Source organism: Streptomyces sp. CNZ287 (genome assembly GCF_007827615.1).
The window spans coordinates 353,173-369,880 of the sequence record NZ_VISV01000003.1; the positions used below are offsets into that span (position 1 = coordinate 353,173).

The 16,708-nt window shown below is 75.5% G+C and carries 15 protein-coding genes; 7 read left to right on the top strand and 8 right to left on the bottom strand.

Annotation, left to right across the window (positions count from 1 at the left end; genetic code table 11):
- Window positions 1-62: 62 nt before the first annotated feature.
- Window positions 63-1,547 carry an FG-GAP repeat domain-containing protein gene (locus FB457_RS09100; RefSeq protein WP_047018686.1) on the top strand — a complete coding sequence of 495 codons (1,485 nt, stop codon included), beginning with the start codon at window positions 63-65 and terminating at the stop codon, window positions 1,545-1,547.
- 13 nt (window positions 1,548-1,560) lie between these two features.
- On the opposite strand, the gene FB457_RS09105 is transcribed toward FB457_RS09100, so the two are convergent.
- Window positions 1,561-2,043, bottom strand: coding sequence for an NUDIX hydrolase (locus FB457_RS09105; protein WP_047018685.1), 483 nt, complete (start codon window positions 2,041-2,043; stop codon window positions 1,561-1,563).
- Window positions 2,044-2,190: 147 nt separating this feature from the next.
- Between FB457_RS09105 and FB457_RS09110 the strand changes: the two genes are divergently transcribed.
- Window positions 2,191-2,730 carry an FHA domain-containing protein gene (locus tag FB457_RS09110; RefSeq protein WP_145781578.1) on the top strand — a complete coding sequence of 180 codons (540 nt, stop codon included), beginning with the start codon at window positions 2,191-2,193 and terminating at the stop codon, window positions 2,728-2,730.
- 121 nt (window positions 2,731-2,851) lie between these two features.
- Here the strand turns inward: FB457_RS09110 and FB457_RS09115 are convergent, their stop codons facing one another.
- Window positions 2,852-4,453: a penicillin-binding protein gene (locus FB457_RS09115; protein ID WP_486588964.1), complete on the bottom strand. Its 1,602-nt coding sequence runs from the start codon at window positions 4,451-4,453 to the stop codon at window positions 2,852-2,854.
- 156 nt (window positions 4,454-4,609) lie between these two features.
- Between FB457_RS09115 and FB457_RS09120 the strand changes: the two genes are divergently transcribed.
- A complete protein-coding gene (locus tag FB457_RS09120) occupies window positions 4,610-6,505 on the top strand; it encodes an ABC transporter ATP-binding protein (protein WP_047018682.1) in 1,896 nt (631 codons plus the stop codon).
- A gap of 91 nt (window positions 6,506-6,596) precedes the next feature.
- Here FB457_RS09120 and FB457_RS09125 read toward each other — a convergent pair whose 3' ends face one another.
- Window positions 6,597-7,862, bottom strand: coding sequence for an MFS transporter (locus FB457_RS09125; protein ID WP_047018681.1), 1,266 nt, complete (start codon window positions 7,860-7,862; stop codon window positions 6,597-6,599).
- A 69-nt stretch (window positions 7,863-7,931) separates the two neighbouring features.
- Complete coding sequence (locus FB457_RS09130) at window positions 7,932-8,693, bottom strand: nucleotidyltransferase domain-containing protein (protein ID WP_145781444.1); 762 nt, start codon at window positions 8,691-8,693, stop codon at window positions 7,932-7,934.
- A 450-nt stretch (window positions 8,694-9,143) separates the two neighbouring features.
- On the opposite strand from FB457_RS09130, the gene erm reads away from it, so the two are divergent.
- On the top strand, window positions 9,144-10,043 hold the full coding sequence (gene erm, locus FB457_RS09135; protein ID WP_047018679.1) for an ErmE/ErmH/ErmO/ErmR family 23S rRNA (adenine(2058)-N(6))-methyltransferase: 900 nt from the start codon (window positions 9,144-9,146) through the stop codon (window positions 10,041-10,043).
- A 189-nt stretch (window positions 10,044-10,232) separates the two neighbouring features.
- Here the strand turns inward: erm and FB457_RS09140 are convergent, their stop codons facing one another.
- From FB457_RS09140 to FB457_RS09150, 3 genes are all read right to left on the bottom strand, one after another.
- Window positions 10,233-10,982: an exonuclease domain-containing protein gene (locus FB457_RS09140; RefSeq protein WP_047018678.1), complete on the bottom strand. Its 750-nt coding sequence runs from the start codon at window positions 10,980-10,982 to the stop codon at window positions 10,233-10,235.
- A gap of 157 nt (window positions 10,983-11,139) precedes the next feature.
- A complete protein-coding gene (locus FB457_RS09145; RefSeq protein ID WP_186461955.1) occupies window positions 11,140-12,411 on the bottom strand; it encodes an SAV2148 family HEPN domain-containing protein in 1,272 nt (423 codons plus the stop codon).
- Window positions 12,412-12,630: 219 nt separating this feature from the next.
- Complete coding sequence (locus tag FB457_RS09150) at window positions 12,631-13,221, bottom strand: 3'-5' exonuclease (protein WP_047018677.1); 591 nt, start codon at window positions 13,219-13,221, stop codon at window positions 12,631-12,633.
- A 216-nt stretch (window positions 13,222-13,437) separates the two neighbouring features.
- Here FB457_RS09150 and FB457_RS09155 point away from each other — a divergent pair, with 216 nt between their 5' ends.
- From FB457_RS09155 to FB457_RS09165, 3 genes are all read left to right on the top strand, one after another.
- On the top strand, window positions 13,438-14,199 hold the full coding sequence (locus tag FB457_RS09155) for a S1 family peptidase (protein WP_253911470.1): 762 nt from the start codon (window positions 13,438-13,440) through the stop codon (window positions 14,197-14,199).
- Window positions 14,200-14,604: 405 nt separating this feature from the next.
- Window positions 14,605-14,706, top strand: coding sequence for a DUF397 domain-containing protein (locus tag FB457_RS36010; protein ID WP_486588965.1), 102 nt, complete (start codon window positions 14,605-14,607; stop codon window positions 14,704-14,706).
- Window positions 14,707-14,821: 115 nt separating this feature from the next.
- Window positions 14,822-15,712 (top strand): aminoglycoside phosphotransferase family protein, encoded by an 891-nt coding sequence (locus tag FB457_RS09165; RefSeq protein ID WP_145781580.1) that lies wholly within the window; start codon window positions 14,822-14,824, stop codon window positions 15,710-15,712.
- Between the two features lie 105 nt (window positions 15,713-15,817).
- Here FB457_RS09165 and prcB read toward each other — a convergent pair whose 3' ends face one another.
- Window positions 15,818-16,675 carry a proteasome subunit beta gene (prcB, locus tag FB457_RS09170; RefSeq protein ID WP_186461956.1) on the bottom strand — a complete coding sequence of 286 codons (858 nt, stop codon included), beginning with the start codon at window positions 16,673-16,675 and terminating at the stop codon, window positions 15,818-15,820.
- Window positions 16,676-16,708 lie beyond the last annotated feature (33 nt).

Consider the following 16,708-nt stretch of genomic DNA (forward strand, 5'->3'; position numbering starts at 1 on the left):
GGAACGCGACCCTGACCGGAACGTGACGTGCCCGTGCGCCGGAGGCCGCAGACTGGTCCGCCATGTACGTGCGCTCAGGCGGCGCCATCGCCGCATCGGGACGGATACTCGCGGCCGTCGTGCTCCCGGCCGCCCTGCTGGCGGCGGGCTGCGGAGGCGGAGGCGGGGACGGGGGCGGGGACGGGGAGGGGGAGGAGGAGGTGGCGGCCGACTGTACGTTCGCTTCCGACCGGGACGGCGGCGCCTCCGGCCGGGCCGGCGGCCCTGCACACCGGGACGACGTGGACGGCGACGGGCACGCCGACGTCGTGGCCAACGGCTGGTACAAGGTCCCGGCGAACCCGGGCACGGAGTGGCGCAACAACCGCTTCGTGCTCCGCGCCGCGGCCGGCGGCCCGGACCCGTCGGCCGCCTTCCCGCTCACCGGCTGCTACCCGCCACACGGCCCGCAGTCGCAGTATCCCGTGGGCCACGACTTCTCCGTCCAGCTCACCGGGGACCTCGACGACGACGGGTACGCCGACGTCCTCGTCCGCGGGGTACGGGGCCCGGACGGCTCCCAGTCCCGCCGGCAGCGCATCCTCTGGGGCGGTCCCGACGGCCCGGTGGCCGCCACCGACCTCCCCCGGGACGCCGACCCGGCCGCCGCCGTGGGCGACTTCGACGGCGACGGCACCCCCGACCTGCTCACGCTCGCCGTCTCGGGGGGCGAGTACGACATGCACGCCCAGCCCGCCACCGTGCTGCGCGGCCCCCTCGACCGCGCCGGCGGGAAGCCGCGCGGCGAGACGGGGACCGACGTGGGCTTCGGCGGCTGGGCGTCCGTCACCGACGTGGCCGTCGGCGACTTCGACGGCGACGGCCGCGACGACCTGGTCACCAAGGCCACGTACGACGAGGAGGACGTGCGCTTCGAGGAGGACATGCCGGAGGAGGTCGTCGACGCCGCGCTCTACCGGGGAACGCCGGAAGGGCTGCGGCTCGCCGGCGCCGTGCCCGGCGTCACCTCCGGGTCGCGCGACGGAGCCACTCCCCTCGTGGCCGGCGACTTCGACGGCGACGGGACGGACGACATCGTCGCCCGGGGGTGGCTGGGGGACGCCGTCGTGGTCTACGGCAGCCCGGAGGGTCCGGGGGGCGGCCGCAAGGCCGTCGAGCTGGGCCGGCGGGTCGGCCTGGCCGTCGTCGTCGGCGACGTGAACGGCGACGGGACGGACGACCTCGCCACGTCCCACTCCCCGAGCGGCGGCGAGGGCGAGGTCGCGGTGACCCTGGGCGGCCCCGGCGGTCTCGCCGTGGCCGGCACGCAGGTCGTCGTGGCGCAGGACGTGGGGGCGGAGCCGGGGCTGCGCCGGAACGCGGACCACTTCTTCGGCTGGCAGCTCTACCTCGCCGACCTCGACACGGACGGGGACGACGACCTGGTCGTCGGCACGTTCCGCGCGGGTGACCCGCCGGGGAAGTCCGGCTACTGGATCTTTCAGGGCACGCCGGAGGGCACGTCCGTGGCGGACCGCGACTTCGTCACGACCGAGGACGCCGGATAGCCCGTATCCGGTGCTACGCGCGGTGCGAGGGAGCGACGGGCAGGTAGCCGAGGTCCACCGGACCGCCGCGGGGCGCGGCGAGGAGGCGGGCCAGCGGCGGCGGCCACAGCGGCTCGCACGGCTCCGCCGCCTCCGCAGGAGACCACCACTTCCAGCCGAGGATGCGGTCCTCCGGGTGCCGCGCGACCGCCTCCGCGGTGGGCTCGCGGCGCGGCCCGGCGGCCAGGTAGATGTGCTCGTGCTGGCGCACCGGCACGCCCTGCCGGGTGAAGTCGTGCTCCCAGGTGCACAGCAGCTCGCCGGCCACGATGTCCGTCCAGCCGGTCTCCTCGTGCAGCTCGCGCACCGCGCCCGCGCGCGGGCTCTCGCCGGGGTCGAGGCCGCCGCCCGGGGTGGCCCAGTGGATGCCGGCCTCCACGTCGTCGTAGCGGAACATGAAGACCGCGCCGTCCGGGTCGAGGATGGCGAGGCGGGCGGCGCGGCGGGGTGTGCGCATGCGGCCGAGCCTAACCGCTGCGGCCGGTGCGTCGATCATTTGTCACGGGTACGTACGGGAACGGAAGCGTACTGGACACCCGCCGTCGCCCAGCCCGACAATTCGAAGGTGTCAGGCTCCGACCACCCCACGTCTTCCTCGTTCCCCATGTACCCGGCGGGGACCCCGCGCGTCTCCGACGAAGAGCGGGACAGGGCGATCGAGTTGCTGCGCGACGGCGCGGCCGAGGGACGGCTGTCCCAGGACACGTTCCTGGCCCGCGTGGACCTGGCGTTCGCCGCCCACTCCCACGAGCAGTTGGCGGCGCTCACCGCCGATCTGCCGCCGCCGCGCGAGGGGCGGTTGACGCGGGCGATCCTCGGCACGGTCGCCAAGGCGTCGTCGCTCGGGGTGCGGGTGAAGCAGGCGTGGCAGGCGGAGCGGCTGCCGCCGCTGATGCTTCCGGCGCCGGGCACGCTCCCGCTGCGCATAGGGCGCGATCCGCGCAACGGGCTGCGGCTGATGGAGGAGACGGTCTCGCGGATGCACGCGGAGCTGCGGTGCGCGAGCGGGGTGTGGCTGCTGCGGGACCTCGGTTCGACGAACGGGACGTTCATCAACGGCCGCCGGCTGACGGGCGAGGCGCCGGTGCGGCCCGGCGACCAGTTGGGCTTCGGCCACACCCGGTACCTGCTGACGGCCCGCTGACCCCGCCGCCCGCACGGGAGGACAGCGGGGCCGGACGCGTCGCGCCGTTGCCCGTGCCGTACCGGCCGGGCGCCCCCGTGCCCGCCCCGCCGCCGATGCCGTACGGGCCGCGCCCCCGTGCTCACCCCGCCGCCAGCACCGCGCTCACCACCGGGCCCGCCGCCTCGCTGCCGTGGCCGCCCTCCGGCACCACCGCCGCCGCGGCCACGTCGCCCCGGTACGCCGTGAACCAACTGTCCGGCCGCTCCTGCCCGTCCACCTCCGCCGAGCCGGTCTTCGCGCCCGCCCCCGTGCCCAGGCCGAGGCCCGCGGCCGTGCCCTCGGTCGCGGTCAGCTCCATCATCCGCCGCAGGTCCGCCGCCACCGGCGGCGGCAGCGGCGCGGCCGTGGCGACCTCGCGGTCGTGGAACGCGCGCGGGAGCAGCACCGGCTGCCGGAAGCCGCCCGAGGCGACGGTGGCGGCGACGGACGCCATGGTGAGGGGGTTCATCTGCACCTGGCCCTGGCCGATGAGCGCGGCGGACTTCTCGTCACCCGTGGCCACGGGTACGGCGCCGTCGAAGGTCGCCACCCCCGTCTGCCAGTCGTCCTCGCCGAGGCCGAACCAGCGGCGGGCGGTCGCGGCCGGCTCGCCGTCGGCCAGCTCGTCGCTGAGCGAGACGAACGCCGTGTTGCAGGACTCCGCGAAGTCCTGCGCGAACGTGGCGTCCTCGATCTCGCCGCCCTCCACGTTGTGGAAGGTCATGCCCTGGTCGTGGGCGTAGGTGCGGGGGCAGCCCACCGGCGTCTCCGGCGTGACGCCCGCGGCGAGCAGCGCCGCCGCCGTAATGATCTTGAACGTGGAACCGGGTGCCGTCGCGCCCTGGAGCGCGTTGTTGAACTCCCCGCCGCCCTTGGTGTTGGCGATCGCGAGGATCTCGCCGGTGGAGGGCCTGACGGCCACCACGGAGGCCCGGCGGTGGTCCCGTACCGCCTCCTCCGCCGCCTGCTGCACTCCGGCGTCCAGCGTCGTCGGCAGCTTCGCGGGCCTGCCCTTCGAGATGCCCAGCAGCGGCGTGGTGCGCTGCGCGCCGTCGGTCTCCTCGACGAGCACCTCGATGCCGGGCTCGCCGCGCAGCTTCCCCGCGTACCGCTCGCGCAGTTGGGCGAAGACCGGCCCGAGCGACGGGTACTTCTCCTCGCTCAGCGTCCTGCCGTCCGCGTCGACCGCGACCACCTGCGGGGTCTCGCCCTCCCGGGTCACCAGCCGCCGGTTGCCGGCCAGCGCCGGGTGCACGACGGAGGGATCCCAGGCGACCAGCGGCTTGCCGGTCGTCCGGCCGCGTACGACCGTCAGCTCGGAGTCGTACGTCCACGTCTTCGCGTGCCCCTCGGCCACGATCCGCGCCGTCACCGAGAACGGCACCGTGGCGCCCCGGGCCGCGCCCGGCTCCAGCGTGACCTTCCGCACCAGGGCGTCGGTGAAGTACGCCCCGAGCACCGGCCCGGCCTCCGCGGCGTCGTCCGTCAGCCGGGCGGCGGCGCCGGGGCGCCGGTCGGCCCAGGCGGCGAGGAAGTCACGGGCGGCGGTGCGCACTTCTGCGGCGCCGGGCGGCCCCGTCGGCACGCCGGGGCCGTCGTCGCCGCCGGCGAGCGCCTGGTAGATGCTGGTGACGCCGAACACGGCCAGTGCGGCCATCCCGGCGAGCACCAGGCATAAAACTGCTTTGGCTCCGGTTCGCATGCGCGTCCCCCTGCCGTCGAGGCCCCTCCCCCGGGCCGCCCACGACTCTACCCGCGGCCTCCGACACTCCGCGGTTGCACTGAACCAGGGTTGAAGTTCTAGCTTTACGGGGCGGGCCGCCGCACCCGGCCGCGCACCACGAGACGGGAGAACCCGATGGACATGCAGGCCACCGCCTGGCAGTCGCTGCACAGTACGGTCACCGCGCAGCGGGACAAGCGCCCGCTGTCGCGGGCCGGGCTCGGCCGGATCTGGCGGTTCGCCCAGCCGCACCGGCGCCTGCTGAACTGGTTCCTGCTGCTCAGCGTGGTGACCGCGGCGCTGGCCGTGGCCACGCCGCTGCTCGCCGGCCGGGTCGTGGACGCCATCGTCAGCGACGCCGACCGGGGCCGGGTCGTCTCCCTGGCGCTGCTGATCGCCGCCATCGCCGTCGCCGAGGCGGGGTTCGGTCTGGTGGCGCGGTGGCTGTCGGCCCGTATCGGCGAAGGGCTCATCCTCCAACTGCGCACCGCGGTCTACGACCACGTGCAGCGCATGCCCGTCGCGTTCTTCACCCGCACCCGCACCGGCGCCCTCGTCAGCCGGCTCAACAACGACGTCCTCGGCGCCCAGCGCGCGTTCAGCAACACCCTCTCCGGCGTCGTCGGCAACCTGGTGACGCTGCTGCTCACGCTCGCCGTCATGCTGCGGCTCTCCTGGCAGATCACCCTCCTCGCGCTCGTGCTGCTGCCCGTCTTCGTGCTGCCCGCCCGCCGCATGGGCGCCCGGCTCGCCCGGCTGCAGCGCGAGGCCGCGGGCCACAACGCCGCCATGGGCACCCAGATGACCGAGCGGTTCTCGGCGGCCGGCGCCACGCTCGTCAAGCTGTACGGGCGGCCGGAGCGGGAATCGGCGGAGTTCCGCGAGCGGGCGGCGCGCGTACGGGACATCGGCATCCGCACGGCGATGGTCCAGACCCTCTTCATCACCGCCCTCACCCTGGTCTCCGCGCTCGCCCTCGCTCTCGTCTACGGCCTCGGCGGCTGGTTCGCGCTGCGCGGCACCCTGGACGCGGGCTCCGTCGTCGCCCTCGCCCTGCTCATCACCCGCCTGTACGCGCCGCTGACCTCGCTTGCCGGGGCGCGGGTGGAGGTGATGAGCGCGCTCGTCAGCTTCGAGCGGGTCTTCGAGGTACTGGACCTCAAGCCGCTGGTCGCCGAGAAGCCGGACGCGCGGGAGGTGCCGGAGGGCCCGGTGGCGGTGGAGTTCGACGGCGTGGACTTCGGCTACCCCGCCGCCGACAAGGTGTCGCTCGCCTCGCTGGAGGAGGTCGCCGTGCTGGACACCAAGGCCGGCGCGCAGGTGCTGCACGGGGTGTCGTTCCGCGCGGAGCCCGGCCGGATGGTCGCCCTCGTCGGCTCCTCCGGCGCGGGCAAGTCGACCATCGCGCAGCTCATCCCGCGGCTGTACGACACGGACGGCGGCACGGTCCGCCTCGGCGGCGTGGACGTCCGCGACCTGTCGGCCGCCTCGGTGCGGGCGACGCTGGGCATGGTCACCCAGGACGGGCACCTCTTCCACGAGTCGGTCCGCGAGAACCTGCTGCTGGCGCGGCCGGACGCGAGCGACGCCGACCTGTGGGACGCGCTGCGCAAGGCGCGGCTGGACGAGCTGATGGCCGCGCTGCCCGAGGGCCTGGACACCGTCGTCGGCGAGCGGGGCTACCGGCTGTCGGGGGGCGAGCGGCAGCGGCTGACGATCGCCCGGCTGCTGCTCGCGGAGCCGCGCGTGGTGGTGCTGGACGAGGCCACGGCGCACCTGGACTCCACGTCGGAGGCGGCGGTGCAGGAGGCGCTGGCGGAGGCGCTGGCCGGGCGCACGGCGGTGGTCATCGCGCACCGGCTGTCCACGGTGCGGGCCGCGGACCAGATCCTGGTGGTGGAGGAGGGCCGGATCGTGGAGCGGGGCACGCACGCGGAGCTGCTGGCGGCCGGCGGGCGGTACGAGGAGCTGTACCGCACGCAGTTCGCGGAGGACGGCGGGGCCGGGGAGCTGGTGGCGCAGGAGGCGTAGGAGGCGTAGGACGGAGGGGTACGAGGACGGGGGCGCGGGCCCGTACCGGCGCGCGGCGTACGGGCCCCGCGGCGGCGGACGGCGGGTGGCGTCAGGCGACCGGGTCCGGCTCCGGGACGGGTGCGCCCGGGAGGTGGCGGCGGGTGCGTACCGGCGAGAAGTACAGCGGCAGCGCCGCCACCACCAGGATCACCGCCCCCGTCCACAGCGCCGCCCGTACGCCCGCGAACTCGCCGATCACCCCGGACAGCGCCGAGCCCAGTGCGACGGAACCCATCAGCAGGAAGCGGAAGGTGGCGTTCATGCGGCCGAGCAGCGCGTCGGGCGTCAGCCCCTGCCGCAGGCTCAGCCCCAGCACGTTGTCGATGCCGATCTTCACCGACACCAGCGCCATCCCCGCGGCCCCCGCCACGCAGAGCCACGGCGGCCGGCTCAGCAGCGGTACGAGCAGCGCCGCCGGCGCCACGCACAGCCCCGCGGTGGCCAGCGTCCACCCGCACCCCCGGCGGGCGGCGAGCGGCCGGGCGAGCCGGGCGCCGACGAAGGTGGCGGCGCCGCAGAGCACCCAGTAGCCGCCCAGCAGCCAGGCGGGCAGCCCGAGCTGGCGGACGAAGAGCACCGGGACCATCGTGTTGACGGTCTGCGCCCCGAGGTTGGCGAGCGCGGCGCCGAGTGCGAGCGGGCGCAGCTCGCGGCTGCCCAGCACGTGCCGCAGCCCGTCGCGCATCTCGGCGGCCAGCCGGCGCGAGACGGCAGGCGGCGGGCGGGTGCGGCGCGGGGTGCCGCCGCGGATGCCGGTGAGCGATACGGCCGTGGCGAGGTGGCTGACGGCCTGCGCCGCGACCGCGACCGGCGCCGTCAGCGCCTCCACGAGCAGCCCGCCCACCCCGCGCCCGGCGACGCTGCCGACCGCGTACAGGCTGACGACGCCGGCGTTCGCCCGCACCAGCGCCTCGCGCCCGACCACCGCGGGCAGGCAACTGTGCGAGGCGACGTCGAAGAAGACCGTGGCGCAGCCCGCCAGCAGCACGGCCGCGTACAGGTGCGGCAGCGTGAGCGTGCCGAACCACCAGGCCAGCGGCACGGCGGTGAGCAGTACGACCCGCGCCAGGGCGGCGGTCAGCAGCACCGGCACGCAGCCGAGCCGGTCGACCCACACCCCGGAGGGCAGCCCGATCAGCAGGTACGCGGAGGTGCCGAGCGCGGCCAGCAGGCCGATCTGACCGGGGCTCGCGCCGAGACCGAGCGCCACCAGCGGCAGGGCCAGATGACCGACCTGGATGCCGATCTGATCGGCGGCGGTGGCGGCGTACAGCCGTCGGAAGGCGGGCACGCGCCAGGGGGATGCGTATGCCATGGAGGGAGCTTGCCGTGCCACCGGGGCGGGGGGAAAACGGAGCGCGTTCGTCCCGCCCCGGGCACCCCGCTAGCGGTATGCTCCGCCCTTCGCGCCCGGTGGCGGAGGTGCGGCGTCGCGCGCGGCCAGCAGCGGCAGGACGTCCGCGACCAGCTCCAACTGCAGCCGCAGCGCGTCCCGCGGGGCGGCACGCAGCACGGCGCGCATCAGGTCGGTGGCGCCGGCGGGGGCCTTGAGGTCGTCCAGGTGGCGCTGGCAGGTGCCGAGGTCGAGCGAGGGGTTGGGCAGGTCGTTGGCCGCCCAGAGGGTACGGAGCAGCTCGTTGGTCATCACGGCCGCCGCCCAGCCCGTCTCCACGGGGTCGCCGCGCTGGCGGACGGCCTGCATCTTGGGCACGACGTGGGTCCAGAGCTCGGCGTAGTGCGCCTTGACGGGCGCGGGGGTGCGGTAGCCGGCGTGGATGGCCGCGGCGTCGGCGATGAGTTCGGCCACGGCACCGTCGGGGTCGTGCAGCGGGACGCCGTCGAGGAAGGCGTAGCCCCACGACTCGTCGCCGACGCCGTGCGGGGCGAAGCAGGAGCGCCACTGCTCGGCGGTGCGGGGCACGAGGTCGACGGGCAGCGGGCGGCGGCGGGACCGCCAGGGGGCGCGGCGTACCGGGTCGAGGGCGGTGACCACGAGGACGTCGAGATCGGAGTCGGGGCGTCCGGTGCCGCGGGCGAGGGATCCGGACAGCAGGACGCCGCGGACGTCGGGGTCCGCGCGCAGTTCCGTGAGCACCACCTCGAGCACCGTGCGGTGCAGGGAGGTGGGAAAGGCAGCGGTGGTCATCTCGCTCCCGGGTCCGGCCCAGGCGGGAGCGTAGCAGCCCCTGCACCGAGCGTGCGGGGCCGGGGCCGCGAAACGGAGGTGCGCGGGCGGCGGGCGAGTGGTTAGGGTGGTCGCGGAAGTGCATCCGAGGCAGGGAGACGCCGTGGGCACGCTGGCCGTGTGCGCCGGGGACCACGAAGGTTCGTGGCGCGCGTTCTTCTCCCTCGTGCCGTATCGCCACCGCGTGGTCCCGGCGCCCTGACCGGCAGCCCGGGACGGCATTCCCGCTGAGCGACCCCGTCGCAGGCCCCGCGATCCGCGCGCGCTGAGCGCGCCCGCCGGGCTCTTCCCACCGCGTTCACGTGCCCCGCCGAGGGCCGACGTCGCGCTGCCCGGCCAGGGCCATCCGCCAGTCCAGGAACACACTTCTTCCCGGAAGGACGGCAGGCTGTGGCCCGCTCCCACCGACGCATGTCCGCACGCGCGGACTCCGATACGAACCGTCGCGCCGACGCCCGCGCGACCACGGGCGGCAACGCCCGGACGAACCGCCGCCGCGGCTCCCCGGAGGGGGGCCGGGACACCGGCTCCCGGGGCGGCGGCTCCCGGTCCCGGTCACTCTCCCTCTCCCAGAACTTCCTGGCAGGACCCGCCGTCGCGCAGCGCGTGGTGCGGCTCGCGGCGCCGGAGGCAGGCGCCGGGCTCGTCGTGGAGGTCGGCGCCGGCACCGGGATGCTCACCGAGGCCCTGGCACCGCACTGCCGGGAGCTGATCGCGTACGAGATCGACCGCCGGCTGCTCCCGGACCTGCGCGCCCGGCTGGCCGCCCACCCCCATGTCCGCGTCGTGGGGCAGGACTTCCTCACCGCCCGGCCGCCGCGGGAGCCGTTCGCGGTGGCGGGCAACGTCCCGTACGCGCGGACCTCCGCGATCGTCGACTGGTGCCTGCGCGCGCCGCGGCTGGAGTCGGCGACGTTCGTCACCCAGCTCGAGTACGCCCGCAAGCGCACCGGGGACTACGGGCGTTGGAGCCTGCTGACCGTGCGCACCTGGCCCTGGCACGAGTGGCGGCTGCGCGGGCGGGTGCCGCGGGAGTCCTTCCGGCCGGTGCCGCGGGTCGACTCGGCGGTGCTGCGGATCGACCGCCGCGGGGAGCCGCTGCTGCCGCGGGGCGAGGAGGCGGCGTACCGCCGCCTGGTCGAGACGGGCTTCGGCGGCGCGGGCGGCACCCTGTACGCGTCCCTGCGCCGCGCGGGCTACCCGACGGCCCGCCTGACGACGGCCTTCCGCAGGGCGGACCTGTCGAAGACCACGGTGGTGGCCTACGCCACCCCGGCCCAGTGGCTGACGCTCCACGAAACGCTGCGCTGAGCCGAGGGCCGGGCGGGGCCCGGGTCCCCGGGCAACGCGCGGCAGCGGCCCCCGCCCGCGAGGCGGGCGGGGACCGGCTGCCCGGTGTCCTCCGGGGAGCACACGGCTGTCACGCCCCCGTCCCGGGCGAAGGCCGGGCCGCAACGCCCGTGCCGCGCCCAGGAGTCGGTGCCGGCCGCTCCCCCTCCGCTACGCCACCGCCCCGTCCGGGCCGTAGCCCCTCTTCGGCACCGGCCCCGCCGTCGCCGCGTCCGGCATCGGGGCCGTTGCCGCGTCGCGGGTCTGGCGGGCGAGCCACTGGCGGTAGCCCTCCGCCCGCTCCGCGTGCCAGCCCGCCTGGCCGCGGTGCAGGTCCCACGCGCCGGCCGACGCCACGTCCCCGTACCGCTCGGCTATCGCCACCGCCAGCCGGACCGCCGCCAGCGCGTCCTCCGCGGCGTCGTGCGCGCGGCCGAGCACCACCCCGTATTCCACACAGACCGCCTCCAGCGTCCTCTTGCCCTCCCGGAACGGATCCACCGTCCGGTCCATCGCGTACGGATCGATCACCGGGCCCTCCTCCCCGCCGCCCAGCCGCTCGCGCATCGAGGCGAGCCCGTGGCGGCGCAACTCCGCTGCCAGCAGCGTCAGATCGAACGTGGCGTTGTACGCCACGACCGGCACGCCACGCGTCCAGTGCGCCGCCAGCGCGTCCGCCACCTCGTCCGCGACCTCCGCCGCAGGACGGCCGTGGGCCGTCGCCCGCTCGTCGGTGATCCCGTGGATCGCGGTCGTCTCCGGCGGCACCGGGACACCCGGGTCGGCCAGCCACTCCCGCCTGCGCGCCGGGACGCCGCGAACGGCCTCCACGACGGCGGCGGAGACGATCCGCGCCTCCCCCGGGTCCGTCCCGGTCGTTTCCAGGTCGAAGCCGACCAGCAGCTCCCCGTACCACCCCATGGGCGCCCTCCCTGCTCCGTGGCCAGTGACTCCACACTCTCACCCGCCACTGACATACCGGACCTGCAGATTCCGGATGCCGGGGAGCACTCAAGGCGCGTAGACAAGGGGTTGGGAGAAAGGCGCGGAGGAGGTGTGAACGAGCGCGCGGCGGGCGTCAGGAGACCGGGCGCGCGTCCGTCCAGAAGCTCTCGAACTCCTCGCGGTACACCTCGAAGAGCCCCGGCTCGCCGCCGCCCTCCCCGTGCACCAGCTCCCGCCGCGCCGCCCGCAGCACCAGCGCCGGCGCCTCCGCGCCGCGCGCCCGCCGCAGGTACGTCTGCACCACGCCGAGCCCGTCCGGCCGGTCGCCGTTGATGAGGTACGCCGTGAACCGCGGCGTCTCGTCGAAGACCCGGATCTCGAACGACCCCGCCGCGTCCCCGCCGCCCTGCGGGCGCAGCCGGGAGCGGACGCGGCGCATATGGATGATGTTCGTCTCCACCGCCCGGGCCAGCTCGCCCCGCTTCATGCCCAGTTCGCGCTCCCGCCGGCGCACCGTGCTGCTCGCCGGGTTGAGGAAGAGCAGCCGGATCCGGCAACCGCCCTCCGCGAGCCGGCCCAGCCGGCGGCCCGAGTAGTTCTGCACCAGCAGGTTGAGCCCGATGCCGATCGCGTCCAGCCGCCGGGCGCCGCCGAAGAGGTCCTCCGCGGGCAGCGCGCGCTGCAGCCCGACCCGGTCGGGGTGGACGCCGACCACGTCCGCGTACCGGTCGCCGACCAGGTCCTCCACCGCGTCCACCGGCAGCCGGTCCGCGGACGGCGGCTGGTCGTCGGCGCCGAGGAGGCGCAGCAGCCGGCTCGCCGCGCGCTCGGCCTGCGCCAGCACGGTGCCGGAGAGCGCACGGTTGCGGGAGACGACGTTGCGGGCGACCTCCAGTTCGTCGAGCGCCAGCTCCAGGTCGCGGCGGTCGTCGAGGTACGGCTCGAAGCACGGCCAGTGCTGCACCATCAGCTCGCGCAACTGCGGCAGCGTCAGGAAGCTGATGACGTTGTCGTCGGCGGGGTCCAGCAGGTAGCCCTTGCGCCGGCTGACCTCCCGCACCGCGACCGCCCGCTGCACCCACTCCTGGCCCGCGGGCCCCGCCGCGGCGACGACCCAGTCCTCGCCGTGCACCGGCTCGTAGACGGGGCGCAGCACCGAGGCGACGACGGAGCGCAGCCGCTGCTCGACGACGTTCAGCCAGATGTACGCCCGGCCCGCGCGCGCCGCGCGGGTGCGTACCTCGTCCCAGTCGTCCTGGCCCCAGCCGATCTCCGCGCCGATCTCCATCGGCCGGGCCAGCGACACCGTCCCGGGCGGCGGTGGCGGCTCGGCCGAGCCGCCGTCCCCGCGGCCCTCATCCTCGGGACCGCCTGCCGAGGGCAGCTCAAGACCGCCCGCACCCACGCCCGTACCGCCTTCCGCGCCCAGCTCCACGATCACGGCAGCGTACTGCCACGATCCCCGGGGCGCATCCTGATCGAGCCAGGGGTAACCCAACTGCCGTGCCGGGTTCCGCGGTTGTCACCCGGGCGGGCGGCGAACGACCCGCCAACGGCCCGCGGACGACCGCCAAGTGCCCCCCGGACGGCTCGCGGACGACCTTCCGGCGGCCCTGCGCGACTCTTACGCCCCGCCGCCGGGCGGCTCTTGGGCGGTCGCGGGACGCCCGCCCCACAGGACGCCGGCGAGCAGCCCGGCGATGTTCCAGGCGTCGTCCACGCCGCGGTGGTGGGTGCCCTCCAACTCCTGTCCCGCGTGGGCCAGCGCCTCGGCCATGCCCAGCTCGCGGCCGAGCCCGTGGGCGAGCGCGTAGAGCGTCTTGGCGTTCACGTGCCGCCTGCCGAAGGGGTACGCGACCTCCGCCGCCGCGCACTGCCGCTCGAACTGCCGCCGGTCGTAGTCCCCCCAGCTCGCCCACACCCGCTGCCGCGCGCCGTGTTCGCGCCGCAGCAGCGCGCACGCCTCGGCGAACGGGACGCCGGCCGCGACCTGTTCGGGGGTGAGGGTGGTCAGCCGGGTGCAGAAGTCGCCGACCTCCGAGTGCTCAGGACGTACCAGCACCGACCGTCGCGAGAGCCGCTGCCCGGTCCGCACGTCCAGCTCGCAGAGCCCGATCTCGATGATCTCCGGGCTCATCCCGGCCGGCGGCGGGCCCTCCCAGCAGGTGGCTTCGACGTCGACGACGAGGACGCGGTCGAGCAGGTGCGTGGTCATGCGGACCAGCCAAGCACGCGGCGCCCGCCCGCCGCGCGGCGATTTCCGGCGGCGGGTCCCGCACGGAGAGTGCCGCCGCCGCTTTCCATCGCGGCGCGTTATGGGAAGTTGTGATTACCGCGAACTCCCGGTTTCCGGAATCCTGACACCTGGTACTTCCCTGGCCCTCCACGCGCGGGCCCACCCGAACCCGCGTGCCTTCGGAAACGAGGAACCTTGCGAATAACCAGGACACTCCCCACACTCGTCGCCGCGCTGCTGGCCGCCCTCGCCTTCGGCACCACCGCAGTCGCCGCCGACCACTCGTCCGCCCGCGGCGCCGCCGACGTCACCGCGGCCGCCCAGGCCCGTACGCCCGAAGGGCCGCCGTCCACCAAGATCATCGGCGGTGGCTACGCCCAGAGCGGCCCCTGGGCCGCACGGCTGTTCTCCAACGGCCGCCAGACGTGCAGCGCGTCGATCATCGCACCCACCTGGATCCTCACCGCCAAGCACTGCGTCAGCGGCGGCGGGCTGTCCTTCCGCATCGGCAGCCTCGACCAGACCAGCGGCGGCACCCTCGCCAACGGCGTGCAGACCTACACCCACTCCTCCGACCTGGCGCTGGTCCGGCTCGACCGGTCCGTCTCCACCACGTACGCCACGCTCGGCCAGCCCGGTTCCGTGACGGTCGGCCAGAGCGTCCAGGTCTACGGCTGGGGCGCCACCTCGCAGTGCGGCTCCGAGATCAACTGCCAGTCCCAGTACCTGAAGGTCGCGAACGTCACCGTCACCGGCGGCTGCACCGACGCCTACGGCGGCAACGCCATCTGCGCCCGGCGCGGCGACGGCATCACGGCCGGCGGCGACTCCGGCGGTCCGATGATGGCGAACGGCGTCCAGGTCGGCGTCGCGTCCACCAGCGACCGGCAGACCACCACCGCGTACACGAACGTCACGCGGTACCGCTCCTGGATCCAGTCCATCGCCGGTGTCTGAGGCCCACCCGCCGCACGGCACCTGAAGCCGGGCGGATGCACCCGGTCCGTACGCCGGCACGCCCGGACCGGGCGCATCCGTCCACTCTCCGCCCACCCGCCCCGCCCGTCCCGCCTGACTGCGCGCGGGACGGGTGGGCGGACTCCTCCGTGGGGACCGCCACCTCCTCCCCGGCGCCCCACCGCGGTGCTCCGCCGCGGACATCCCGGCCGCGGCGGGGTGCCGCTCTGTCCCACCGGCGATCCCTTGCCGCCTTCCGGTCACGGACGAATGAGTGGGCGGCATGACCGCATGGAACGACCGGTTCGACCTGAGCGACGCCAGGTGGCGCAAGACCGGTTGCAGCGACCGCACGGGGACCGCCTGCCTGGAGGTCGCGGACGGCTTCCCCCCGCGCTGGTCCCGGTGCGCGGCAGCAAGGACCCGCACGGCCCGGCGCCGGTCTTCACCGCGACCGCCTGGGAGGCGTTCATGGACGGCGTGAAGTCGGGGGACTTCGGGGCGTAGCGCACGGCGGGCGGCAGGTAGCGTGCGTACGGTGAACGACCCCGCGCACTCCCCCGGACCTTCCCGCGATCTCCCGCCGGCCCTCTTCCCGCCCGGCCTGCCGGTCCTCAGCGACATGCGCGTGCACGCCTCCGGACGCGCCTGGCTGGCGGAACTGCCGGACCTGGTGGAGAAGTTGCGTGCGCGCTGGTCGCTGCGGCTCGGCGCGCCCTTCAGGGGCGGAAGCTGCTCCTGGGTGGCCCCGGCGCGGCTGCCGGACGGCACGGACGCGGTCTTCAAGGTGACGTGGCCGCACCGCGAGGCCGCCGGCGAGGCCGAGGGCCTGCGGATCTGGGACGGCCGCGGCGCCGTCCGCCTCCTGGCCCACGACCCCGGTCACTACGCCCTGCTCCTGGAGCGCTGCAAGCCGGGCACCGAACTCGGCACGGCCGGCGAACTGGGCGCCGAACACCGGCTGCGGCTCGGCGCGGAGGTGCTGCGCGAGCTGTGGAGCGCCCCGGTGCCGCAGGACTGCGGTCTCGAGCGGGTCGCGGACGTCTGCGCCGAGTGGGCCGACCTCCTGGAGGAGCGGATGGAGCGGCTGCGCCCCGGCTACGACGCGGGGCTCGTCGCCCACGGCGCCCGGCTGCTGCGCGAACTGCCCGGCGGCGCCCGGCGCGAGGTGGTCGTCCACGGCGACTTCAACCCCGGCAACATCCTCGCCGCGGGCCGCCGCCCCTGGCTGGCCATCGACGCCAAGCCGATGACCGGTGACCCGGGCTACGACCCCTTCCCGCTGCTGGAGCAGATCGACGACCCCTTCGCCACCGCCGACCCGGCGCGCACGGTCGCCGCCCGGCTGGCGCTGCTCGCCGGCGAGTTGGGCGAGGACACCGGGCGGCTGGCGGCGTGGGCCGTGGCCCGGCGGGTGGAGGCGGCGCTGTGGAGCGCGGAGCACGGGGACGTGCCGGGCGGCGCCGGGGTGCTGGGCGAGGCGCGGCTGCTCGCGGAGGTCGCGGGGGTGTAGGTGCTGCGGGCCCGGGGTGCGCCTCCGCGAAGGGCGGGCCCGGTGGCGGCGGCCCCGATCGGCGGGGCGCCGGGGACCCGTCGGGCCCGCGGTGCCGTGACCGGCCTACGCCAGCGGTGCGTTCGGCCCGTCCGGGCGGCCGCGGCGGCCCTCCAGCACGGCGAGCGACAGCTCGGAGACCCGGTCGTCGTCCAGCCGCCGGCAGCCCTCCGCGGTGACGGTGTAGACGAGGGGGTAGATCCGGCGGGTGGCGTCGGGGCCGCCGGTGGCGCTGTCGTCCTCGGCCGCGTCGTAGAGCGCCTGCACGGCCATCGTCACGGCGTCGTCCCGGCTCATGCCCTCGCGGTACAGCTTCTTCAGCGCCCCGCGCGCGAACACGGAACCCGAGCCCGTCCCCCCGAAGCCCTTCTCCTCCGCGCGCCCGCCGGTGATGTCGTACGAGTAGATCCGCGCGGTCCCGCTGCGCGGGTCGTACCCGGCGAAGAGGGGCACGACGGCGAGGCCCTGCATGGCGGGGCCGAGGTTGTCGCGGATGAGGGTGCCGAGGCGGTTGGCCTTGCCCTCCGGGGAGAGCGGCACGGTCTCGATCTTCTCGTAGTGCTCCAGCTCCAGGCGGAACAGCCGGACCATCTCCTCGGCCATGCCGGTGGAGCCCGCGATGCCGACCGCGGAGAACTCGTCGGCCGGGAAGACCTTCTCGAAGTCCCGGTGCGCGATCATGCCGTTGCCCAGGGTGACGCGGCGGTCGGCGGCGAGGAGGACGCCGTCGGCGTAGGAGGCGGCGACGATGGTGGTGCCGTGGGGGATGTCCACCGCGGCAGCCCCGGTGCCGGGGAGCGGGCGGTTGGCGGGGAGCTGATCCGGGGCGTGGGCGGCGAGGAAGTCCACGAACGACGACGAGCCGGGGGTGAGGAATTCGGGCGGCAGTTGCTCCACGGCGGTTCCCTTCGTCGACTCTTCGATCCGTCCGGCCGTGCGGGCCCGTTCGCCCGCGAC